This is a genomic window from Flavobacterium azooxidireducens, from assembly GCF_023195775.1.
Taxonomy (GTDB): Bacteria; Bacteroidota; Bacteroidia; order Flavobacteriales; family Flavobacteriaceae; genus Flavobacterium; species Flavobacterium azooxidireducens.
This window is the reverse complement of sequence record NZ_CP096205.1, coordinates 1194024-1218200: the sequence shown is the minus strand read 5'-3', so window position 1 is coordinate 1218200 and position 24177 is coordinate 1194024. Positions and strand designations below refer to the sequence as shown.

Here is a 24177-nt window from a genome sequence, read left to right as displayed (position 1 = left end):
TACATTTACATGATAACATATATAGTGTCAAGCGTTCACTCAACTAAAACGAAATTCAACTTATAACTTAATATCACAACATTATGAAAACTTTATTCGCATTATTAGGACTTTTTATGTTCGCTTCTGTTTCTTCTACAGATTTAACTACTAGTGCTACTTCAAAAAATGATCAACCAATGTTAACTGAAAGCGGTGACGGAGGAGCTAATACAGGAACTGTTGCTGGAAGTAGAAAAGTTTTGGTAATTCTTTAAAACAGAATACCATAACTCAAATTTTAAAGATTTTATTCAATAATACAAATCTTTTCAATACTTTTGAATTTAAATTCTAAAAGTATTGAAAAGATTTTACTTATTATTTTTCATTTTACTTTTAATTGCATGTACTGATTTTTCATCAAACAAAGAAATCAACAGTGCAACTCAAGATAGTATTACGCTCTACCTAGAAAGAGCGAATGACTACGTGATGCCAAAACCTAAAGCTCTTGAGTACCTATATAAGGCTGAAAATTTAGTAAAAACTCTTCCAAAAGACTCTATTTATTTTACAAACAAAATATATGTTGGGTTTATTTATTATAACTTAGAAAAAAAAGAAGAATTTAAAAAAAATTCAAGTGAATTAATTGAAGATGCAATCCAAGCCAAAGATTCATTTTATCTTGCTAGAGCTTACACTTATTTAGGAGAATATTATGCTGAAAAGCTCATTATGGATAGTGCTGTTATTAATTTTCAACAAGCTGAAAAAATTTATTTTGGATTAAATGATAATTTTAGTATAGGTCGTTTGCATATTAAAATAGCGACAGCAAAATATCAAGCACGAGATTTTATGGGTAGTGAAAAATCTGCCGTTTTAGCATTAGCTCATATCCGTCTTGAAAAAAATAAATTATTAGAATATGAAGCTTATAATATTTTAGGTTTAACATGCATAAAAATAAAAGATTATGAAAAAGCCCTTGAATATTTTGAAAAAGCTTATTTTATTGCAGATTCAGAAGAACTCAAAACTTTAGGACAGTATCAATCTAAAGCAGTTACACTAAATAATATTGGGTTAGTCAATTTACAGAAAGAAAATATTTTAGTGTCTTTGTCATATTTTAACAAAGCTTTACAAGAGAAAAATCTTTATCAAGAATATCCTAGTTTGTATTCAACTGTATTAGACAATAAAGCAAAAGCAAAATTAAAAATAGGAGATTTTACTAATCTTCCTTACGAATTTTATGAATCTTTGCGAATTAGAGAAGAATTACAATTAACACCTGAAATTGTAAATAGTAAAATAAATTTATCTGAATACTACGAAAAAAGAGGTGTTTTAGATAGTGCACAATATTTTGCTCGTGATGCATATAACCTTGCAAAAAAAACTAACATTTTAAATTTACAATTAGATGCTGTTGATCAATTAAGTAAAGTTGAACCCGAAAATCATAGTGTTTATTCTAAGGAGTATGTTAAACTAGCAGATAGTTTATTACAAGCCGAGCGTAAAGTTTCCGAAAAGTTTGCCCGTATAGAATATGAAACGGACGAATTCAAAAGACAAAAAGAGCAATTAGCTATTCAAAACCGAAACATCATTCTGTTTGCATTATTAGCAGTTTTTATAGTCGTGCTCCTCTATATTATTCGTGATCAGCGAAGTAGGAATAAATACTTTCGATTGCGGGAAGAACAGCAAAAAGCCAATGAGGAAATCTATAGCCTCATGTTAAGTCAGCAGAAAAAGTTAGATGAGGTCGTTATCAAAGAAAAACAACGCATTGGTCAAGAATTACACGATGGGGTTTTAGGGCGTTTGTTTGGAGCAAGGCTAAATTTGGACAGTTTAAATAGAAAAGGAGATGAATTGGCCATCGCCGGAAGAGATCACTACATCTCTGAACTTAAGTTTATTGAACAAGATATTCGTGAAATCTCGCACGAACTGAGCCGCGAAAAATTTGCGTTAATCAATAATTTTGTGGCTATTTTAACCAATCTGTTTGAAGAACAAAAAAATCTATCAGAAAACACCGATTTCAAATACATTATTGACCAAGCCATAAAATGGGATAAGGTGGATAATGATTTAAAAATTAATATCTATCGAATAATTCAGGAGTCATTGCAAAACATTAATAAATATGCTAAGGCTAAGAATGTTTCGGTTAACTTACTAAAAGATGCGGATAACCTTCATGTATCAATAATTGATGACGGAATTGGTTTTGAAGTTTCTAAAAAGAGCAAAGGAATTGGCTTGCAAAATATTTCTTCGAGAGTGGCAACGTGCAAAGGAACTTTTGAGATTAAATCAAAACCAGGAAAAGGGACGACGATCACGATTGATTTGCCATTTAAAAAATAATTTTTTAAAACAAACACTTTTGAATTTATCAAAAGTGTTTTTTCTTTTTTATATTTGAATGTTAATTTCAACCAAAAATACAACCAACAACTAAATCATGTCAAAAAACTACCAAATCGTTATTGTTGATGATCACCCATTTATCATCGAGGCCTATAAAAATGCGTTAAAGAGTTACAGTGCAAATTCATTTGAATATACTACTACACAAGCAAACAATTGTAAGATGGCTTATGAAACCATCACCACAGCAACGCAAGCATTTGATATTGCGTTTTTAGACATCAGTATGCCACCTTATGAAGAAAAAAACATCATGTCGGGTGAAGATTTGGCAAAATTACTTCGTAAACTAATGCCGGACTGCAAGATTATTTTGCTTACGATGCACACCGAATTAATCAAAATAAATACCATTATTAAAGAAATTAACCCAAACGGACTAATTATTAAAAATGATTTAACCTTTGATGAATTGCTTAATGCGTTTAATAAAATTTTAAACAACGATAATTACTACAGTCAAACAGTTGTGAAGTTTGTGAGCCAATCGCAATATGAAAATTTACAAGTAGATGAGTTTGATAAACAAATTTTATATCATTTGTCAAAAGGCATAAAAACCAAAGATATTCCGAGTTATGTGCCACTTTCGTTGAGTGCTATTGAGAAGCGAAAGCTCAATTTAAAAGAGATTCTTCACGTCAAGGGAAGTAGTGATATCGAACTGATTACGGAAGCAAAAAACAAAGGGTTGATTTAGTCAACCCTTTTTTATTGTATAAAACCGTACTAAAATTGGCATAAAACCGCAACAAGATTTGCGGTAAACCGTAACTAATTATCTGAAAATCAATTTACTTTTACATCGAGTTAGTTAGCATACTGAAGTTTCTGAGCAACCTAAGAACGAAAGAAGAGTAAACCGAAAAAATACCACCCTTTTGTAAGTCCCCAAGACTTGACCTACTAATCGGACACTCAAAAAAAAATTTAAAAGCGATAGGCCCCAAACTATCGCTTTTTTGTTTGCTCTTTAGCCACGAATTGCACGAATTTTTCAAAGCTTGCTCCCCTCTCCAAAGGAGAGGGGAGGTGAGAGGTTTTGAAAGTAATTGAAAAAAATCCAAAAGCTTTGTCAAAGTTCAAAACTTTGACAAAGCTAAACCCAAATCAGTAGCTAATTGTTATTTACGGGAAACCACATCAAAAAAGGCACAAACCCGTAACACATTCTGAGTGAACCCGTATTTAGAATTTAAAGTGATCAACATATCTTTACATCATCAATAAAGAGTTAGTTATTCATAATTAAAAATATTGACCCAAGAACGTTCTAAGTAGCCACATCGAAAAAGAAATACCACCCTTTTGCCCCAACGAAAGATCTGATTCAACCAAAAACAGCTACTTAAAAAAGTTAAAACCAAAAAAAGCGATACACCTACTGTATCGCTTTTTTTGTTTTGATGAGGTTGCTAAAAATAACTGAGTTTATTTGACATGAACCTGCCTGCCGCCAGGCAGGTTGCACGAATTGTCACGGATTAAAAAATTTCACAAATACTATAAAACTTAAAAAATAGAAATCTCATGATTTTACTTCAGCTCGCTCCCTTCTCTCTTGGAGAGGGGTTGGGGGTGAGGTTTATGAACCAAACTTCTTTCTTGGCACAAACCCGCGTGCGGGATAGAAGCGGAAAGCCCGGAGCAAAAAAACACCAATTTTCTCAGTCCAAAAAAGCGACTAACGGAAGCTCTTTTTGGGTTGAAGAAAATGGTGTTTTTTGCGAGGACTTGCAGCGGATAGCCCGACCCGGAGCTTGCGGAGGGGCACGCCCAACTTATTCTTCTAATGCATTCCAGCCTCTGGCTTTGAGTTCTATTTTTTGATTGGCTCGCGTGACCAAATGTTTGCCCTCGGTTTCTTTATTCATGTGACCGATGACGGTGAGGTTGGGATTGGCTTTGATTTTGTCGAAATCTTCGATAGCGATGGTGAAAAGTAGTTCGTAATCTTCGCCGCCGTTGATGGCTACTGTTGTGCTGTCGATGTTGAATTCTTCGCAAACGGAGATGAGTTGCGGATCGAGCGGTAATTTCTCTTCGTAAATCGTGCAACCTACGTTGGATTGCTTGCAGAGATGCATGACTTCGGAGGATAAACCATCGGAAATATCAATCATGGAAGTGGGTTTTACTTCGAGTTTTTCGAGTAAGTCTTTGATGTCTTTTCTGGCTTCGGGTTTCAGTTGACGTTCGATTAGGTACGTATAATTGTCTAAATCCGGTTGGTTGTTGGGGTTGACTTGGAACACTTGTTTTTCGCGTTCAAGCACTTGTAAACCCATATAAGCCGCACCGATGTCGCCGGTTACCACAAGCAAATCGTTTTCTTTTGCTCCACTTCGGTACACAATATCTTCTGCATTGGCTTCGCCCAAAGCGGTGATGGAAATGATTAATCCTTTTTGAGAAGAAGTGGTATCGCCACCAATAACATCCACATTATATTCTTTAGAAGCGTGTGTAATTCCGGCAAATAAATCTTCTAACGCTTCGAGCGGAAATCGGTTAGAAACTGCAATGGAAATGGTTATTTGCGTGGGTTTGGCATTCATCGCACAAATGTCGGAAACGTTCGCCACCACGGCTTTGTAACCTAAATGTTTTAAAGGCATATAGGCCAAATCAAAATGCACGCCTTCGACTAACAAATCGGTTGTAACGACGGTTTTTTTATCCTTGAAATCCAATACTGCAGCATCGTCGCCAATTCCTTTTATAGTGGAAGGTTGGTTGATGTCAAAATGTTTGGTTAAATGGTCGATTAAACCGAATTCGCCCAATTGAGCGATGGAAGTGCGTTGAGGTGATTTTTCTTCTAACATAGTGTTTTTATGAAGTGCAAAGGTAGTAAGATTTTAGGAAATCTACACAGCCCACGGTTTTAACCGTGGGATTTTGAGAAGTAGCTTTGTATTAGCTACAGTGAAATACAAGGTTTAAAATTTATATGTTAAAATAAAAAAAAAGCAAATCCTACTGACAAACTGTTGTCACTTCCTGCCAATAACTTTGCAGTATTAATCATTAAATAATAAAAAATTATGACAACAACAGCCCAAGTAATCAGTAAAGAAGATTTGTTAAAACACTGGCAAGGTCACCGTTCGTTAACCCGAAAAGTGATTGAAGCCTTTCCTGAAAAAGATTTTTTTGAATTTTCTGTTGGCGGTATGCGAACGTTTGCCGAATTGACTTCAGAATTGTTAGCCATTGGTGCTCCGGCTATGAAAGGCATCGTGAACCGTGAAGTAAAACCTTACGACGAAAACACCGATAACGGAAAAACCAAGGCCGACTATTTGGCAAAATGGGACAAAGCCACAGAAGAAATTAATCACTATTGGGGTTTGTTACCCGTTGAAGATTTCAGTAAAACCTTCAATCTTTTTGGGCAATATGAGTTTCCGATTATCGAAAATGTTTTTTATTTTATTGATAACGAAGTTCACCACCGCGGACAAGGGTATGTGTACCTGAGAGCTTTAGGAATTGAGCCACCTTTCTTTTGGGAGAGATAGGTTTTGTATTATTTAAATAAAACAATAATTTTGTATATAAAGTAGCTAGTAGGTTGCATTGAGTTTTTATTCTTAATGCAACTTACTATCGTAAAGGGTTTGAAAATCGTTACTTAATTTAAAAACCCAAGATGGCTTTTGCGATGGAAAAATAGATTAAAATTCCGAAAATGTCGTTGCTGGTGGTAATAAATGGGCCTGTGGCGAGTGCGGGATCGATGCCGTATTTGTTTAGTGTGATGGGTACAAACGTTCCGATGAGCGATGCAATAACGATTACAGAAATGAGTGCGATGGCCACAGTGATACCGATTATGTATTCGACTCCGAGAAGAAAATGACTGCCAAGAAGAAGAATTACGGAGAGAATTAGACCATTAAAAAGGCTCAACCGCATTTCTTTATAAAGTCGTTGCCAAATGGTTCCACCTAATGTATTGTTTGCTAAACCTTGAACGATAATTGCAGATGATTGAACTCCCACATTTCCTGCCATTGCGGCAATTAGTGGTGTGAAAAAGAATAAAACGCCATAGTCTTTCATTGCTCCCTCAAATTGTCCGGAGACTTTTACGGCGATGAATCCGCCTAAAAGAGCCAAAACCAACCATGGTAGGCGAGCTTTGGTGAGTTCGAGAATGCTGTCATCTGCTTCAACGTCCTGCGAGATACCGGCGGCTAACTGGTAATCTTTATCGGCTTCTTCTTTGATGACGTCGATGATGTCGTCGATGGTAATCCGCCCAACCAATCGTCCTAGTTCATCTACAACCGGAATGGCTTCCAAGTCGTATTTTTGCATGATTCGAGCCACTTCAACGTCTTTCGTGTCAACCCGAACATAATCTACTTTTGGAATATAGACTTCGCTAATGGGTGTTTTGGTGGAAGTGGTTAATAAATCTTTGAGCGACAATCTGCCTTTGAGACGATTTTCGTCATCAACAACATAAATAGAATGTACTCGGGAAACGTTTTCAGCTTGAATTCGCATTTCTTTCACACACGTGAGTACGTTCCAATTTTCATTCACTTTCACTAGCTCTTTTCCCATTAAACCTCCGGCAGAATCTTCGTCGTAACGCAACAAATCGACAATGTCTTTGGCGTGTTCAACGTCTTCTAACTCAGAGATTACTTGTTCTTTTCGCTCTTGCGGAAGTTCGGCAATAATGTCGGCCGCGTCATCGGTGGAAAGTTCGTCTAACTCTTCGGCAATTTCTTTTGGGGTTAATTTCCGAAGGATTTTTACACGAACTTCTTCATCTAATTCAAGAAGAATTTCGGATGTTTTTTCGGAATCTAACGTGTTAAAAATGTAAATAGCTCCGTAATCATCAAGTTCCTCCATGATTTCGGCAATATCAGCATAGTGGATTTCGTGAAGCAAGTCGTTTAATTCCTGCTCCTTATTTTCCTTAATTAATTGCTCAATTTGACTGAGAAATTCTCTGCTGATTTTAAACTCCATCGGCGGCTATTTTTTGCGTGAGATCAATAAATTGTTCTACCGAAAGTTGCTCCGGTCTGAGGTCAAAGATACTATCTTCTTTTAAATTATCAGACAGTTGGTATGTTTTTAAACTGTTACGAAGTGTTTTTCTACGTTGGTTGAAAGCCGTTTTTACGACTGTGAAAAATAATTTTTCATCACAAGGCAATTGATAGTTTTCTTTTCGTTTTAAACGTAAAACACCCGATTTCACTTTTGGTGGTGGAATAAAAACATGTTCGGAAACCGTAAAAAGATATTCTGCTTCATAAAAAGCTTGGGTTAAAACGGATAGAATTCCGTAGGCTTTTGTTCCTTTTTTTTCACAAATGCGTTCGGCTACTTCTTTTTGAAACATTCCTGAAAATTCGGGAATTTGGTTTCTTAGTTCTAACGTTTTAAAAACAATTTGGGTAGAAATATTGTAGGGAAAATTTCCAATGATAGCAAAGGGTTCGGTTCCTAAAACTTCTGATAAATTATATTTTAGAAAATCTTTTGAAATGATTTTTCCGTCTAATTTTGGGTAATGGTTTTGTAAATAGGTCACTGATTCAGTATCAATCTCAATCACAAACGTTGTAATGGGTTTATCGAGCAGGTATTTGGTGAGCACGCCCATTCCCGGACCGATTTCCAAGACGTTTTGATAACCTTCCAACGTTAACGAATCGGCTATTTTTTGAGCGATGTTTTCATCGTTGAGAAAATGTTGACCGAGGTGTTTTTTTGCTTTTACTTTTTCCATTTTTATCCTCCCCCCGACCCCCTCCAAAGGAGGGGGAGACGAGGTTTTATTTTAAAATTTTTATTTCTTTTTTTGCATACAATAAGCTGCGTTTTACTGCAGAGCAGATTTTGGGAAATGCTCACTGATGACTTGCAATTCTGTTCGGAAGGCGAGCATTTTATCGGCAAAAAGAGCGAGTCCTTCTTGGCGTAATCGCGGAGCATCTTCGCGGTAATAGCTTTCTAATTTTTCTTTGTTTTCTGCTGTATATTGAATCGAGTAGGTCGTGCTGCCTTCTTCTTCCACTAATACTTTTACCATTCGGGCAGAGGTGAATTTTCCGGTGGCTAAAACGTCTTGAATGTGTTTAGATTGCATCCAATGAAGCCATTGGTCGTGGACGCTTTGTTCGATGTTGATGGTTACGTTGTATAGGATCATATTATTTTTCCTCCCCCCAACCCCTCCGAAGGAGGGGGAGACGAGGTGTGATTATGTTGTTAATTATTGTTTTTCTACCTCACCACCTGCCGATAACTATCGGTGCCTTACAAAGGAGTGGGGAGCGAGTTGCGGAAATTTTTTTTATAAATTTGAATCGCCACGAAGCTGCCTGAAATTCTTTCGGGATTCCACAAAATGGATGCTGTCTTGATGATTAAAAAGAACGGCTTCGTATAATGGTTTTGCTTTTTCAGGTTGATTGAGGTGTTTATTGTAGATTTCTGCCGAGAAAAATAAAGCTTCATCACGGTAAATGCTTTCGGGATGATTGTCTATGATTTGTTGGTAGAAAGACAAAGCGTTGTTGTAATCGGTTAATTCTTGGTAGGTTTCACCAATTCGCAAAATGGTTTCATCTTCAATTTCTTCCCCTTTATGGTCTTTTAAAATTTGTTGAAATTGCGTTAAAGCTTCTTGGTTTTTATTTTGATATAGGTAAAAATCGCCTTTAGAGAATTTCTTCAAGGCAGTTCGGGTGGAATCGGCTACGGTGTTGTCGTTGATTAACAGGAATAACTCCAACGCATCGTTGGCAATGAGTTGTGTGGAAGCCGATTTTAATACTTTTAACTGCGTTAAAGCCCAATCAAAATCGGCTTTAAAATAACTAGTTTTGGCAGCTTTCAAACTGGCTTCGTGACCCAAAACGTCATTTTTTAAATCTTCTTCAATTTGCGAATAATACAATAAAGCTTGATTGAATTTTTCTTCATATAATAAAATATCCGCCAATTCCATTTTAGCTTCCGCTAATTGAAATTTATTCAACGGCAGTTGCATTGCTTTTTCCAAAACTAACTTTCCTTTTTCGGGATTGTTTTGATAAAAGGCCAAAAATTCTGCTTGTAACCGTTGCAAAGCCAACGAATACGGACTCACTCCGTATTGTTTCAATAACAATTCTATTTCTGATTCAATTTTAGCATAATCTGCTTTTTTGGCTTTCTCAATTCTAATTCGCATCAAATAGTCTTGGGCAAAAATCTGCAAATCTAAATCTTGGGTATTTTGTAATATAAAAGTCAAAATTTCTGTGGCCACTTCATCTTCATTTTCTTCAATGGCAAGTTCGGCTAAATTGACAATGTTTGAAAAAGAATCCGGTTCTCTTTTATAAATGGCTTTTTCCTGAATAAAAGCTTTTCCATATTCTTTTTGTTGTACGAAAAACCAGCTTAACATTTGATTCCAAAAGAGATCTTGGTTTTTTTGAACTTTTACCAACAAAGCTTTTCGAAGCGTTTCGTTAAAAGAATCTCCCGCTTGATCGTTCATAAATCGGGTCAATTGATTTTGAACCATGACGCTGTTTTGCGGATTTTCATACATTTCTTCTAAATACTTTTCAATCATCAAATCTTGCTTACCCATTTGCCCGTAAAGTTGAGCCATTTGATAATTAAATTTGTATTTTGGATCTAACGAAATGGCGGTTTGATAAGCTTTCAAGGCATAGTCTAACAGTACTTTCTTTTCAAAAGAAGAAGCTATTCCATACACATTAGAAGTATTTTCGTTTATTTTTTCAATCGCCGTTTTATAATGTATATCGGCTTTTTCTTGATTTTTTTGCAACTGATAATTGTATCCCAATTCCACATACAAATTGGCCATTTTAAATTTTGTCAATCGTTCCTGAAGAGCAGTTTCCGCCTTATCAAACTGAAGCAATTGTTGATAACAATCAACCACTCGAAGAAAGTAAATTCCGTTGGATGGTTGGGTTTTCAATAGTTCTTGATAACTCAACAATGCTTTTTCAAATTCGCCTCGTTCATAATAGTTCTGAGCCAATTGTTCATTTTGTGATGAAACAATTGACGAGAAAATTAGAAAGAGTAGAATAATAAATTTGTGCATAGCGTTTAAAAAACAATGTACTAAAATAGCTTTTTTTGGCCAATTAGTACATTGATTGTATAAAGATTAACTTTTTTAGTTGATAATGTCGAATCCGGTGTACGGACGCAATACTTCAGGAATCACAATTCCTTCCGGAGTTTGATAATTTTCGATGATTCCGGCTAAAACTCTTGGCAATGCCAAAGAACTTCCGTTTAACGTGTGTGCCAATTGGTTTTTCCCATCTTTATCTTTAAAACGCAACTTCAAACGATTGGCTTGAAAGGTTTCAAAATTAGAGACAGAACTGATTTCCAACCAACGATCTTGAGCAGTTGAAAACACTTCAAAATCATACGTTAACGAAGAAGTAAAGCCCATATCGCCACCGCATAAACGCAAAATACGATACGGTAATTTCAATTCTTGCAGTAATGTTTTTACGTGTTCTACCATTCCATCCAAAGCTGCGTATGAATTATCAGGATGTTCAATACGAACAATTTCTACTTTGTCAAATTGATGCAAACGGTTTAATCCACGAACATGAGCACCATACGAACCAGCTTCTCTTCGGAAACATGGTGTGTAGGCTGTACATAAAACCGGTAATTCATTTTCATTTAAAATCACATCGCGAAACAAATTGGTAACCGGAACTTCAGCCGTTGGAATTAAATATAAATCATCTACACCAACGTGGTACATTTGTCCTTCTTTATCAGGCAATTGACCTGTTCCAAAACCGGATGCTTCGTTTACCAAATGCGGAACTTGAATTTCTTGGTAACCCGCTTCGGTATTTTTATCTAAGAAATAAGCAATCAACGCACGTTGAAGTCGGGCTCCTTTTCCTTTGTAAACAGGGAAACCTGCACCGGTGATTTTTACACCTAGTTCAAAGTCGATAATGTCATATTTTTTTACCAAATCCCAATGTGGCAAAGCACCTTCGTGCAATACCGGAATGTCACCTTCTTGGTGAACAGTTAAATTATCCTCAGGTGTTTTTCCTTCCGGAACGATGTCCGCCGGCGTGTTCGGAATTTTATATAATTCTTCGGAAAGAGAAGTGGTAAATGCTTCTAGTTTCTCCGATAATTCTTTGCTTTTCTCTTTTAATTGAGCTGTTTTTTGTTTGACGATTTCAGCTTTTGCTTTTTCGCCCGATTTCATCATTTCGCCAATTTCTTTCGAAAGAAGGTTTGACTCGGCCAAAATGTTATCCAATTCTACCTGAGTTGATCTTCTTTTTTCATCTAAATCTAAAACCGTTTCAACTAAATTGTTGGCGTCTAAATTTCTTTTAGCCAATGCTTTAATCACTTTTTCTTTATTCTCACGAATAACAGCTAATTGTAACATAATAATTGTTTTTTTGCGAAGGCAAATGTACATAAATGTTTTGGAACGAAAAGAACAGTTTTTGAAAATGAAAAACGTTTAAACAAATGCTAAAAAACAGAAAGAAATATGATAAATCAATACAATTTTCTACATTTGGCAATCAATTTTTAAATAAAATGAATAAAATCCTACTTAATTTATTTCTTTTAGCAAGTTTTTCGATTACTGCACAAGATTATTTGAAAGAAATTAATGAAATTGCTGAGGCAGAATTAAAATCTTCTTCCTCACTTTTTGATATTCAAGCCAACCCTAATACAGCCAATTATGATGTAATTTATCATCGATTGGAGTTTGATGTTGATCCGGCAGAATATTTTATCAGCGGAAATGTAACCACCGATTTTATTGCCTTGGAAAACATGAATTCGATTACGTTTGATTTAGGCAGAATTACCAATTCAAATAATCCATTTTTTTCTAGTAGAATTACAGTAGGTTCTGTGATGATGAACAATCAATCGTTACCTTATGTTCATAATGCCATTAGTAAAGAACTTGTTATTACATTTCCAGCCACAATTGCTTCTGGAACAACCAATACTATTTCTGTAAGCTATGCCGGAGCACCTGATACATCCGAAGAAGGTTTTGCCACAGATGAGCACAATGGTGTTCCCGTGTTATGGACACTTTCTCAACCTTTTGGAGCAAGAGATTGGTGGCCATGCAAGCAAGATTTGAATGACAAAATTGACAACATCGATGTGTTTATAACAGCTCCATCGCAATATACAAGTGTTGCAAACGGTGTTCAGCTAAGCAGTATTGATAATGGTGATGGCACAAAAACCACTCACTTTCAACATAATTATCCTATTCCGGCCTATTTAATTGCTATTGCGGTAACTAACTATAGTGTTTTTACGCAGCAAGCAGGAACTGCTCCAAACGAATTTCCGATTGTGAATTATATTTATCCCGAAAATCTAAATTCTGCTCAAAACAGCTTGGCTGTAACACTTCCGATTATGGATTTGTTTGAAGAATTGTTTGAAACCTATCCGTATGCCAATGAAAAATACGGTCACGCCCAATTTAGTTGGGGAGGCGGAATGGAACACACCACGGTTTCGTTTATGGGAAGCTTTGGGAGAAGTTTAATTGCACACGAGTTGGGTCACCAATGGTTTGGAAATAAAGTTACCTGCGGAACCTGGAGAGACATTTGGCTAAATGAAGGATTTGCTACTTATCTTTCAGGTTTGGTAGTAGAAAATTTAGATGGCCCGGATAATTTTGTTTCTTGGAAAAATGGTGTAATTAATAACATCACCTCTGCTAATAATGGAGCGGTTTACTTAACAGAAAATGAAGCTCTTAATGTAAATCGAATTTTTAGTAGCCGATTGAGCTACAACAAAGGAGCCATGGTTGTGCACATGCTACGTTGGAAAATTGGCGATCAAAATTTCTTTCAGGGATTAAAAAATTATTTAGCCGATCCTTTATTGGCATTTGGATATGCGGTGACGGATGATTTACAAATGCATTTAGAAGCTACTTCCGGAATGGATTTGACTGAGTTTTTTGAAGATTGGGTGTATGGTCAAGGGCATCCAACGTACACTGTTTCGGTGAGCAATATTGGCAACAATCAAGCGGCTGTAACAATAAACCAAATTCAATCGCATTGGAATGTTAATTTTTTTGAAATGCCTGTTGAAATTAGACTTTACGGATCAGGAAATCAAGTTTTTGATGTTGTTTTAGAACATACAGCAAACGGACAACAATTTATTGTAAATGTTCCTTTTGTGATTACAGATGTGGATTTTGACCCAAACAGACATATTATTTCAAGAAACAATAATGCAATTTTGGGTATCAATTCAATTGATTTAGCTGCAGTAATTCAGTTGTATCCTAATCCTGCTTCAACGGAATTGATTATTCAAATTCCTGAAACCATTAACTTTGAAAAAGCAATTATCTTCAATCATTTAGGTCAACAAATTAAAGAAACTAACAATTCAAATATTGACGTTTCAGCACTTTCTAGCGGGATTTATTATATTAGCTTACTTACTTCCGAAGGAACTTTTCATAAAAAATTTATAAAAAACTAACGCCATTTAACAAAATCAATTCAATTGTAAAGTGAAAACCTTACTTTTGTGCACGATTTTGAAATTTAAAACACATCAATGGAAACATTAATTCAAATAGCACAGTTGATTTTGTGCCTTTCTTTTCTGGTAATACTTCACGAATTAGGACATTTTTTACCGGCAAAATACTTTAAAACAAAAATTGAAAAATTCTATCTTTTCTTTAATCCTTGGTTTTCTTTGGTTAAGAAAAAAATCGGCGAAACCGAATACGGAATCGGATGGTTGCCAATGGGCGGTTATGTAAAAATTGCCGGAATGATTGACGAAAGCATGGACAAGGAGCAACTCAAACAAGAGCCACAACCTTGGGAATACCGTAGCAAACCGGCCTGGCAACGTTTAATCATCATCATGGGTGGTGTAATCGTGAATTTCTTTTTGGCATGGATAATTTATGCCTGTCTTTTCATCAATCACGGAGATAATTTCATTGATAATTCAAAAATCACACACGGAATTGCAGTTGATTCTGTTGGAACCATTTTAGGATTAAAAAATGGGGATCAAATTTTGAAAGTAGATGGTAAATCACAAGCGAAGTTTGAACAATTGCCATTAGAAATTTTATTTGGAGATGATATAACTGTTTTAAGAGACGGAAAAGAGCTAACGTTTGATTTGTCTGATGAAGGTAAGCGTGACGTAATTAAAAGAGCGGGTAAGAACTTTTTAGCTGCTCGTGAAGAAGTTGTTGTAGATTCTTTGTTGATAGGACAACCGGCTGATTTAGCAGGATTGAAATTGGGAGATAAAATCATAGCGATTGACAATACAAATGTTGCTTACTATGATGAATTTATTGCAGAAATAAGTCAACACAAGAATGATAGTATTGATATTAAAGTTATTCGTAATAACGAAACAATAGTGGTTAAAGCCAAAACAACCGCTGATGCCAAACTTGGTTTTTATCATAGAGCAAATACGTTAAAAGAAGCTTATGTAACGAAAGAAGTTTCTTTTGCACAATCTATACCGGCTGGTTTTAATAAAACCATTACAACCTTAACCGGACAAATAAAACAATTTAAAATCATTTTTAATACCAAAACGGAAGCGTACAAACAAGTAAGTGGTCCGTTGCGAATGTTTAAAATCTTTAAACCAACGTGGGATTGGACATTTTTCTGGTCGTTTACAGCGATGTTTTCAGTGTGGTTGGCGTTCTTGAATGTGCTTCCGATTCCGGGATTAGACGGTGGTCATGCCGTATTTATTTTAATTGAAATAGTTACCCGCAAAAAACCAACCGAAAAAACTTTAGAAGTGGCTCAAACAATCGGAGTAGTTATTTTGCTGACATTGATGGCATTAGTGTTTGGGAACGACATCTGGCATTTGGTCACCGGAAAATAATAAAATAAAAAGTGTAAAAAAGTGCAGATTTTGTTTGGATAAATCATTTTTCGCTTTATATTTGCACTCGCAAAAAAGGTTATACACCTTCCTCCTTAGCTCAGTTGGTTAGAGCATCTGACTGTTAATCAGAGTCCCGATAGCTATCGGGATTGGTTCGAGCTAAGAAGTTTAAGTTCTAAATTGAAATGTTGAAAATATTATAACCTATACGGTTATTCCTCCTTAGCTCAGTTGGTTAGAGCATCTGACTGTTAATCAGAGGGTCCTTGGTTCGAGCCCAAGAGGGGGAGCAAAAAGCTTGACAGAAATGTCAGGCTTTTTTTGTTTATATACTTTCCTTAATGTTTAAGTAAAGTTTATTTTTCATATACTATATAAAGATGCATCTGACTGTTAATCATAGTCCCGATAGATTCTGTGTTGATTTCCAAAATAAAATCTAAATTTTTATTAGTTTTGTTTTTCAAGACAGTCTCTGAACTAGTCTCTATAGCGTGTTTAAACCATTTGTGTTTGCACGCTATTTTTTGTTATATATTCTTTATCGTAAACTGTTTCATTTTTGAATAAAATATAGATTAGTTCGAGTAACTTTCTTTGAACTGCTACCAAAGCTTTCATTTTAATACCGTGTTTAGACACTAATCTTGCGTAAACACTTTTAAAATTTTCATCCCATTTTACAGCACTTAATGCTGGTAAATGCAATGATTTTCTTAAAAACCTATTTCCTTTCTTGGATATTCTTGGCTTCCCCTTTACTGAGGTTCCTGATTGCTTTTCTTTTACATCCAGTCCTGCATAACTAGTTAGCTGAGATTTGTTTCTTATTAATTCAAAACCGTTTGTTTCCGCTAAAACTGTCACTGCGGTTAATTCACCAACACCAGGTATTGATGTAACTCTTTTGATGATATTGGACACTTGAAGATCAGCTTTTGTAATTTCGTTGATTTCTTTTTTTATTTCTTTTTCTTGTAAATTCAATAATACTATTCTCTTTTTCATCCTATCAAGACTTCGTTCATTTGGCATAGCTTCTACACTTTCAGCATGTATTTGGTTTTTAATATTACTCCTCTCTTGAACAATTTGCTCTCTTTCACGGGTAAGCTGTTGTAGCTCCCTGTAAATGCTTTTAGGCTTTGTCCATCGATCTAATTTTCGCTCTAATCCAAATTGTGCAATTGCTTGCGAACAACTCTTATCGGTTACTGTTTTTTGTTCTAAGGTTCGTATGTAATTACTAATCTTATTGGGTAATACAATACTTACCTCACAACCGTTATCGACTAAATGATATGCAAACTTTTGATGATAAACTCCGGTTGCTTCCATAACGTAACGTATGGGAAGCTCTTTATCTATTTGCTTATTTACCCATTCAACCAATGATTTAATTCCAGAATCACTGTTTTTAAAAACTTTGTAACTAAATAACTCAATGTTGAAATCTTCATATATACGGCCTAAAGTAATGACTAATTCCTTTTGAGCAACATCAATTCCTGCGACTTGTTTTAATAATTTTTTAATCATTTTTTTAATATTAGTAATTGATAAAGTGATGTATCTTCCTTCGTCTTTTCTCCTAGTTGGATATTCAAGATATTAAGCAATACTCAATTCTTTACATTCTGTTCAAACTCTAAAAGATAAAAAAGAAAGAGGTAATATCTATCGAACAATATACTTCAAGAGTTATTTAGCCATCGGTATACTCTCTTTCTTTTCACTTTATTTCTTCAAATTTATAATATCAACTTTATTTTGCAAACATAGGAGCTATCGGGATTGGTTCGAGCCCAAAAGAAAGAGCAGAAAGCCTGATACGAAAGTGTCAATTTTTTATTTTAAATTTATCCGCCATGCACATAGTTTACATTCTACACTCCCAAAAGCTAAACCGGTTTTATATCGGTTATACCACTAATCTAGACTTGAGACTAGACTTCCATCTCCATGACACACAAGCACGAAAATTTACTTACAAAGCAGACGATTGGACTTTGTTCTTTTCGTTAGCATGTACTTCTAAAAATCAAGCTTTGGCCATTGAAAAACATATCAAAGCGATGAAGAGCAAAGTGTATATTGAGAATCTTGCTATATATCCTGAGATTACTTCTAAATTACTAAATAAGTACGCGACATCTGATTGTTAACCTAGGTAATATCGGTACAAATAGCTATCGGGATTTGTTCTAGTTCGCCACGGTGGAGAAGTTGTATGATGGTTGTACTTTTAAGTGCTAAAACTCTTCCTCAGTCATAATATTATTTACCATAGCACCTGCAAGGCCACCTGCGGCAACTGCATTGGAAACGGAACGCAATGGACTCGCATTATCACCACAAGCAAAAACACTTGCAACGGATGTTTTTTGAAATAGATCTACTTTTACTAAACCTTGTTCAGTGAGTTCGCAACCCAATATTTCGGGGATGTTGCAATGTTGCTCAAAGTCAGGACGCGAATAGATTGCTTTGAGGTTAAAGGTTGAATGGTCTCTGAATACGATTTGACTGATAGTACCGTTTTCGTGTTTCAGTTGAGCAATTTCTTTTTCGATTATCGGAATGGCGTGCTTGTCGATTTTTTCGGTTTGTTCTGGTGTTAGTGTAGATTTTCCGTTGGTAAAAATGGTCAGGTCTTTTGTCCAATTTCGTAGTAGTTGAGCATAGTGTAGTGCTGCATCTCCGTTGGCCAAGATTCCTGTTTTTTCGCTTTTTACTTCGTAACCGTGGCAGTAGGGGCAATGGATGACTGAAATTCCCCAACATGCTGAAAAACCTTCTATGTTAGGCATAATGTCTTTTACTCCTGTTGCAAAAATGAGTTTTTTTGCTCCAAATAGTTCGCCTGCTTTAGTAGTGATTGTAAAACCTTTTTCAGTTTTCTTTCCATCAACCGCAAGGTCATTTAAGAATTTTACCGTATTGTATTTTAAAACCTGTGCTTTGGCTTTCTCTGCAATAACTTTTGGTTTCTCGCCATCTTGTGTAATAAAATTATGCGAATGGGGTGTTTGCCGGTTGCAAGGCAAACCACTATCAATGATTAAAACTGTTCGTAAAGCTCGGCCTAATGCCATTCCTGCTGAAAGTCCTGCATAACTTCCACCGATGATGATTACATCAAAATTTTTAGGGTCTGTCATTGTATTGAATATTGAAAATGGTAGCGGAGTTCGCACACCATTTATTAGTTTAATTTATAATCGGGTATCGATATGCTTTTAACAAAAATTAAACCATCATACGTTTCGGTATATATTTTACTGACCAAAATCTTATGCAAAGGTTTAGGTTGATATCCACCACCGCCAATGACTAAATGATTTGATTTTTCACTAAAAAAATTGGTTGGTTCATTATTAAGTGCGTTTTCCAAATCCACAAAATAAATATCCTTGTCAACGGACATCAATGTGTTGGCATATGTCTTTCGAAATGGCTTTTCTATATGATATGTTTTCCAATGATTTCCTTTCTTTTTATCAGTAACATAACCGTTTATTTTTCCGGTTCCAAAATCGAATCCAACACTATAATACTTGTCGCTATAATAATCCTTCAAATGACGACCTAAATTAATTATATTACTTCCGGTATAGTACATTTCTTTTTTATTAATGTGTTCATTATGTGCCCAAATAAATGCTTTTCCATTCTTAGATTCATATTCTACTATATATTTTACATTTTCAAACATTTTCAAATCCCTAAATTCTGTACTCTTGGGATATTTCTGTTGAATTGATGATCCATATTCAGTATAACTTATCAAGTAATCTAAACTTCTTACGATAGATTTGGTTTCATTATTATTTGTTTTTGAATTTAGTAATTGCTCTTTTAGTTCATTTAATTTTGGAGTCTGAATTTGCCACCAGCTTTCTGCTTTGCTAAAATCTATTTTTTTATTTGCACAGCTATCTATTACAGTTAATAGGTTTTCATCAACAGAGATTTTATTCTTAGTAATGAATTCTCTTATTTCCAGATTTATTTTTTCTCCTATTTGAACATCCATTCCGTAAAATCGAATTTGCTCTTCACGTGGTTTATCTACATTATAATCCTGCATCCATTCCAGAAGATTGACGATTTCTTTAGTATACCAAAATCCCACATTAAAATTTTCGGCTATCGTTTTTATATCGCCTTTTCCTCCACTAATCCACTCGTTAATTCCTGCTTCGGCTTGATACGATTCTTCCATTATAAAAATTTTGACACCTTGATTTTTTACTAAATGTTTAAAAAACTTTGCTTTGATGTCAAAAAATTCTTTTGTGTTATGAGATGCTTCTCCAAACCCATAAAGAGTAGCATTGTCAAATTTAGTAGGTGTGTTTTGCTTAAAAAGGATCATTTCAGAATCAGGATTCGCATCTTCAATTGCAATCGAATGAGTGGTTATCCAATCAATGGTTTCTTCATTTTGAGAAGTAAGAAGAAGTGGAATAATAAAAGTGAAAATTAAAAGTATTTTTTTCATCAAAATTTTTTTCTTAAAATGGGGCTCGTCAGTTGAATTAAACCAAATATATTCTTTTTTTCTTTAATTTGAAAGTAGTTTATTTTGATTGATTTGTAGGTTATTTGTTGAAATAGAAATACTAATTTACTTTGATGTCTCTCGACTTCGAAGAGCAAAGGGAATTTAAATTTGAAATACTGTGATTGCACTTATTGCGTGCGGGATAGTAGTGAAAAGCCCGGAGCAAAAAAACGCCAATTTTCTAAAGCTAAAAAAGCGACCAAAGGAAGCTCTTTTTGGGTTGAAGAAAATGGTGTTTTTTGCGAGGACTTGCAACGGATAGCCCGAAACACGCCCAAATTATTGCAAAAAAGAAATTACCTACCTCACCACCATCACCTTCTTCACCGTAGTATCCAACGCATCATTGGTAGAAATAAAAATCATATAAACCCCGGAAGCTACTTTATATTTTCCGAATGCTCTAGTGTCCCACTCGATGGTGCCGCCTTCGGAGATTTCTTCGTAGACGAGGTTTCCTTCGATGTCGGTAATTTTTACGTTGGCTTTGCTGGTTAATCCGGAGATTTTTACGGTTCCTTCAAAACCTGGTCGCACCGGGTTGGGATAAACATAGACGTTTTGCAGGTCGTCGTTCGGTTTAGTGGATGTTCCTTTGAAAGAGACCATTCCTTTGGCGGTGGCAATAAAAACCTCGCCCGTGGTTCCGTTGATTTCGATGTCGTTGATTACGTTGCTTGGCAAAGGTGAATTGGCAGAAGTAAAACGCTGTAACGTTTGCTGACCGTTTGGCGAAAATTGAAACACACCTGCATCGGCTGTTCCGATCCATTTGTTGTTGGCACCATCTACAGCGATATCGGTAATAAATTGTCCGAACAAAAGTTCTTGAGCTAAGCCGTCATCTAAAATAATGATGGAATTGGTTGTGAGTTGATCTTCGCTTAGAAATCGATCTACCGAAGGCAAAACCCTTAATCCTCTTCGGGTGCCAATCCATAACTGGTTTCTGTTATCTACAACAGCACATTGCACGGCTGATGAGGGTAAATTACCATCATTTTGACCATCGTTAATTTTTAGTAAACGGTTATTGAAGTTTTCATTGAAAGCGATTAAACCTTCGTCTAATGTACAAAGCCATTTGGTGTTGTTCTTATCGATAGACATTCGGTTATTACCGGTAAATCCGCCTAAAACATCACTTACATCATAGGATTGCCATTGTCCATTGGCTCTCATCACTTTGAGCATATTTGCAATTAAACCGTTTGATACCCAAAGATTACCATTTTTATCAAATGCGGTTTGTTCTATTCTAATATCAGGACCATAGGTTGGGTTTCCCGGGATAACTAACGATTGTAATCCGCTATTGGAAGCGTTATAAAGGGTTGTAGCAACATCATCTTCCAATTTTAATAAACCTGAAAAATAGGAGCTTGCATACACAATGTTTTCATTGGTTGGGCTAACGGTGATTCGAACAATCGATTTGGCTCCTAATAATTCTTCATAGGGAATATTTAGCCATTGTTGCTGTGCTAATTTACTGATCCCATACTCGTCTAACGGATAAGGATTGTTAAATTGAGAATAATCGCCATACGTTGCCCACAATGTTCCCGAAGGCGTTACGGTTATTGAAAAAATATTGTTTTTATTTGGCCCTTGCGGAAGTAAAACTTCAAAGGAAGAGGGATTGGTTATTGATGATTCAATCACACCATTTTCAAATGTACCAATATAAATGGAGTCTCCAATGATAGTTGCCGATGTGAAATTTGAAGTTAAATCTGGTACCGATGTACTTTGAATAACCGCAATCTGACTAAACGATTCGTTCATCACTACAACTCTGGTGGGAGTGGTAGCAATTAACTTATCTCCTCTACTTCGTAAATCGAGAAAGGCTTGACCAACATTTAAAACGGCCGATGGACTCGTTCCGATGAATCTGTAAATAATATTATTTGAATTGATTGCAACGAGTTGTTCATTAAATGTGACAATTCCTCTCCAAAATCCGGCATCTAATGTTTGCCAAGCTTCAAAATTAACCAAGTTTGGATTTGAGAGCGGTGCATTACGAATTCCGTGATTTAACGTTACGGCATAAATTTCTTCGTTTAAAACTGTTGTTTCCAATACTTCTGCCTGAGCTCCGGTTGGACTGATATAAAACGTATCTCCGAAAGTGAAATCGGTTAATTTGAATTCAACTACTGCAAAATCAGTGGAAATATATAATTTTGAATTGTATTCATAAATGTGATTGATTTTCTTTTTGTTGGGCGGAATTCCTCCGGTTTGATCGCGAATTCCAACTAACAAAGTGATTTCTTCAGTGGCTTCATTAATCATTATCAACAAACCATTGTCGTGACCAACAAATGTTCGGTTGATCTGCTGACTGTGATAAATGGTTGAAATAGTTTCTCCCGAAAGACCATCAACAGTATTAAATGTTTTTATTTCATTTGTAGAACGATTTTTTGAAAACAAAGCGGTTTCGCAAGCGGCAAATAATCGGTTTTCAGATTCCGATAAATCGCGTACTTCATTATAGGAGAAGTAGCCTTCCCATAGCAGATTTTGTGAAATACTCACAAAAGGAAACATTAGTAAAACTATAATCCGGAAAAAATTCTTCATTAGCAATTCAAATTGACACACAAATATAGGTAAAACGAAAGAATCCTACTTTTAATATTTTGGGAATAAAAAAAGCTGTCATTTTCAGACAGCTTTTGAATTTTATTAAGTTGAAGCGAAAAAATTATACCACTCCTTGACCCAACATTGCGTCGGCTACTTTTACGAAACCGGCAACGTTTGCTCCTTTTACATAATCTACATAGCCTTGTCCGTCTGAACCATATTTTACACATGATTCGTGGATGTTAGCCATAATTGCTTTTAGTCGTTGGTCAACTTCTTCTGATGTCCAACTTAAACGCAAAGAGTTTTGAGACATTTCTAAACCAGAAGTTGCTACACCACCAGCGTTAGATGCTTTTCCTGGTGCAAATAATATTTTTGCTTTTAAGAATGCTTCAACAGCTTCTGATGTAGAAGGCATGTTTGCACCTTCAGAAACACAAATACATCCGTTTGCAATTAATGCTTTTGCTTCGTCTTCGTTTAACTCATTTTGAGTGGCACAAGGCAATGCAATATCACATTTTACTTCCCAAGGACGTTTTCCTTCTACAAATTTTGCATTAGGATATTTTTTCACGTACTCGCTGATTCTTTCTCTCAATTCATTTTTAATGTGCATTACGTGAGCTAATTTCTCAGCATCAATTCCGTCTGCGTCATAAATATATCCTGAAGAATCAGAAAGTGTTACTACTTTTCCGCCTAATTCGGTTGCTTTTTCGGCTGCATATTGTGCTACGTTTCCGGATCCTGAAACTGTTACAATTTTACCTGTGAAGCTATCTCCTTTAGTTTTTAACATACTTTGAGCAAAGTAAACGTTTCCGTAACCTGTTGCTTCCGGACGAATTAATGAGCCACCGAATGAAATTCCTTTTCCGGTTAAAACTCCGGTAAATTCGTTTCTTAATCGTTTGTATTGACCAAACATATAACCTACTTCTCTTCCTCCCACACCAATATCTCCTGCAGGAACGTCGGTATCTGCACCAATGTGTTTAGACAATTCAGTCATGAAACTTTGGCAAAAACGCATGATTTCGATGTCTGATTTTCCTTTTGGATCAAAATCTGAACCACCTTTTCCACCACCCATTGGTAACGTAGTTAAGCTGTTTTTGAATGTTTGCTCAAAAGCTAAAAACTTCAAAATGCTTAAATTTACAGATGGATGAAAACGAATTCCTCCTTTATAAGGACCAATAGCAGAGTTCATTTGAATTCTGTAACCTCGGTTAACTTGCGTTTTTCCGGCATCGTCAATCCATGTTACGCGAAAAATAATTACACGTTCCGGTTCAACCATACGCTCTAAAAGCATTTGGTTTTGGTATTTTTTATTTTGCTCAATAAAAGGAATAACCGTTTCGGCAACTTCCTTTACAGCCTGTAAAAATTCAGGTTCATTTGGATTTTTTTTAGCTACAGCTTCAACAAAAGAGTGAATACTTTCTGTCATGATTATTAGTTTAATAACGTTTTATGAAAACGTTTTCGTTTGTTGCGACAAATATACATTTTATTAAAATATCGGTATAATTTTTTTTATATTCTCAGTAGATTTATTTTTTTGTTAAGAAATCAAGATAAATTCAACA

At 35.5% G+C, this 24177-nt stretch carries 18 protein-coding genes and 1 tRNA gene; 8 read left to right on the top strand and 11 right to left on the bottom strand.

The annotated features are described in order from the left end of the window. Nucleotides 1-83: 83 nt before the first annotated feature. The 3 genes from M0M57_RS05420 (at nucleotide 84) to M0M57_RS05410 (ending at nucleotide 3136) form a co-directional block, all read left to right on the top strand. Nucleotides 84-257, top strand: a complete 174-nt coding sequence (locus M0M57_RS05420) for a hypothetical protein (RefSeq protein ID WP_248436090.1) — start codon at nucleotides 84-86, stop codon at nucleotides 255-257. 85 nt (nucleotides 258-342) lie between these two features. After that, nucleotides 343-2373 carry an ATP-binding protein gene (locus tag M0M57_RS05415; protein ID WP_248436088.1) on the top strand — a complete coding sequence of 677 codons (2031 nt, stop codon included), beginning with the start codon at nucleotides 343-345 and terminating at the stop codon, nucleotides 2371-2373. A gap of 97 nt (nucleotides 2374-2470) precedes the next feature. Further along, a complete protein-coding gene (locus M0M57_RS05410) occupies nucleotides 2471-3136 on the top strand; it encodes a response regulator transcription factor (protein WP_248436087.1) in 666 nt (221 codons plus the stop codon). Between the two features lie 1081 nt (nucleotides 3137-4217). On the opposite strand, the gene thiL is transcribed toward M0M57_RS05410, so the two are convergent. Continuing rightward, the gene (gene thiL, locus M0M57_RS05405; RefSeq protein ID WP_248436086.1) at nucleotides 4218-5264 is read right to left on the bottom strand and encodes a thiamine-phosphate kinase; all 1047 of its coding nucleotides are present in this window, start codon (nucleotides 5262-5264) and stop codon (nucleotides 4218-4220) included. Between the two features lie 219 nt (nucleotides 5265-5483). Between thiL and M0M57_RS05400 the strand changes: the two genes are divergently transcribed. After that, complete coding sequence (locus tag M0M57_RS05400) at nucleotides 5484-5960, top strand: DinB family protein (RefSeq protein WP_248436085.1); 477 nt, start codon at nucleotides 5484-5486, stop codon at nucleotides 5958-5960. Nucleotides 5961-6078: 118 nt separating this feature from the next. Here the strand turns inward: M0M57_RS05400 and mgtE are convergent, their stop codons facing one another. The 5 genes from mgtE to serS form a co-directional block, all read right to left on the bottom strand. Continuing rightward, entirely contained in the window at nucleotides 6079-7431 is a 1353-nt protein-coding gene (gene mgtE / locus M0M57_RS05395; RefSeq protein ID WP_248436083.1) for a magnesium transporter, read from the bottom strand. Beyond that, the gene (gene rsmA, locus M0M57_RS05390) at nucleotides 7421-8200 is read right to left on the bottom strand and encodes a 16S rRNA (adenine(1518)-N(6)/adenine(1519)-N(6))-dimethyltransferase RsmA (protein WP_248436082.1); all 780 of its coding nucleotides are present in this window, start codon (nucleotides 8198-8200) and stop codon (nucleotides 7421-7423) included. The genes mgtE and rsmA overlap by 11 nt, the downstream gene beginning before the upstream one ends. Nucleotides 8201-8293: 93 nt before the next feature. Next, on the bottom strand, nucleotides 8294-8623 hold the full coding sequence (locus tag M0M57_RS05385; RefSeq protein WP_248436080.1) for a DUF4286 family protein: 330 nt from the start codon (nucleotides 8621-8623) through the stop codon (nucleotides 8294-8296). A 144-nt stretch (nucleotides 8624-8767) separates the two neighbouring features. Beyond that, complete coding sequence (locus M0M57_RS05380; protein ID WP_248436078.1) at nucleotides 8768-10546, bottom strand: tetratricopeptide repeat protein; 1779 nt, start codon at nucleotides 10544-10546, stop codon at nucleotides 8768-8770. A 75-nt stretch (nucleotides 10547-10621) separates the two neighbouring features. Continuing rightward, nucleotides 10622-11893 (bottom strand): serine--tRNA ligase, encoded by a 1272-nt coding sequence (gene serS, locus M0M57_RS05375; protein ID WP_248436076.1) that lies wholly within the window; start codon nucleotides 11891-11893, stop codon nucleotides 10622-10624. Nucleotides 11894-11979: 86 nt separating this feature from the next. Between serS and M0M57_RS05370 the strand changes: the two genes are divergently transcribed. The 3 genes from M0M57_RS05370 to M0M57_RS05360 all read left to right on the top strand — a co-directional run bounded on the left by M0M57_RS05370 (nucleotide 11980) and on the right by M0M57_RS05360 (nucleotide 15698). Then, nucleotides 11980-14004, top strand: coding sequence for a M1 family aminopeptidase (locus M0M57_RS05370; RefSeq protein WP_248436074.1), 2025 nt, complete (start codon nucleotides 11980-11982; stop codon nucleotides 14002-14004). Between the two features lie 78 nt (nucleotides 14005-14082). Further along, a complete protein-coding gene (gene rseP, locus M0M57_RS05365; RefSeq protein ID WP_248436072.1) occupies nucleotides 14083-15405 on the top strand; it encodes an RIP metalloprotease RseP in 1323 nt (440 codons plus the stop codon). Between the two features lie 219 nt (nucleotides 15406-15624). Next, nucleotides 15625-15698: transfer RNA gene (locus M0M57_RS05360), tRNA-Asn, on the top strand. Nucleotides 15699-15906: 208 nt separating this feature from the next. Here M0M57_RS05360 and M0M57_RS05355 read toward each other — a convergent pair. Then, a complete protein-coding gene (locus M0M57_RS05355) occupies nucleotides 15907-16947 on the bottom strand; it encodes an IS110 family RNA-guided transposase (protein WP_248432818.1) in 1041 nt (346 codons plus the stop codon). Between the two features lie 329 nt (nucleotides 16948-17276). Here M0M57_RS05355 and M0M57_RS05350 point away from each other — a divergent pair, with 329 nt between their 5' ends. Beyond that, complete coding sequence (locus M0M57_RS05350) at nucleotides 17277-17573, top strand: GIY-YIG nuclease family protein (RefSeq protein WP_248436070.1); 297 nt, start codon at nucleotides 17277-17279, stop codon at nucleotides 17571-17573. Between the two features lie 87 nt (nucleotides 17574-17660). On the opposite strand, the gene M0M57_RS05345 is transcribed toward M0M57_RS05350, so the two are convergent. The 4 genes from M0M57_RS05345 to gdhA form a co-directional block, all read right to left on the bottom strand. Continuing rightward, the gene (locus tag M0M57_RS05345; RefSeq protein ID WP_248436068.1) at nucleotides 17661-18569 is read right to left on the bottom strand and encodes an NAD(P)/FAD-dependent oxidoreductase; all 909 of its coding nucleotides are present in this window, start codon (nucleotides 18567-18569) and stop codon (nucleotides 17661-17663) included. Nucleotides 18570-18613: 44 nt separating this feature from the next. Then, a complete protein-coding gene (locus tag M0M57_RS05340) occupies nucleotides 18614-19912 on the bottom strand; it encodes an erythromycin esterase family protein (RefSeq protein ID WP_248436066.1) in 1299 nt (432 codons plus the stop codon). Nucleotides 19913-20275: 363 nt separating this feature from the next. Then, nucleotides 20276-22570 carry a type IX secretion system anionic LPS delivery protein PorZ gene (porZ, locus tag M0M57_RS05335; RefSeq protein WP_248436064.1) on the bottom strand — a complete coding sequence of 765 codons (2295 nt, stop codon included), beginning with the start codon at nucleotides 22568-22570 and terminating at the stop codon, nucleotides 20276-20278. 124 nt (nucleotides 22571-22694) lie between these two features. Further along, complete coding sequence (gene gdhA, locus M0M57_RS05330; RefSeq protein ID WP_248436063.1) at nucleotides 22695-24038, bottom strand: NADP-specific glutamate dehydrogenase; 1344 nt, start codon at nucleotides 24036-24038, stop codon at nucleotides 22695-22697. Between the last annotated feature and the right edge of the window lie 139 nt (nucleotides 24039-24177).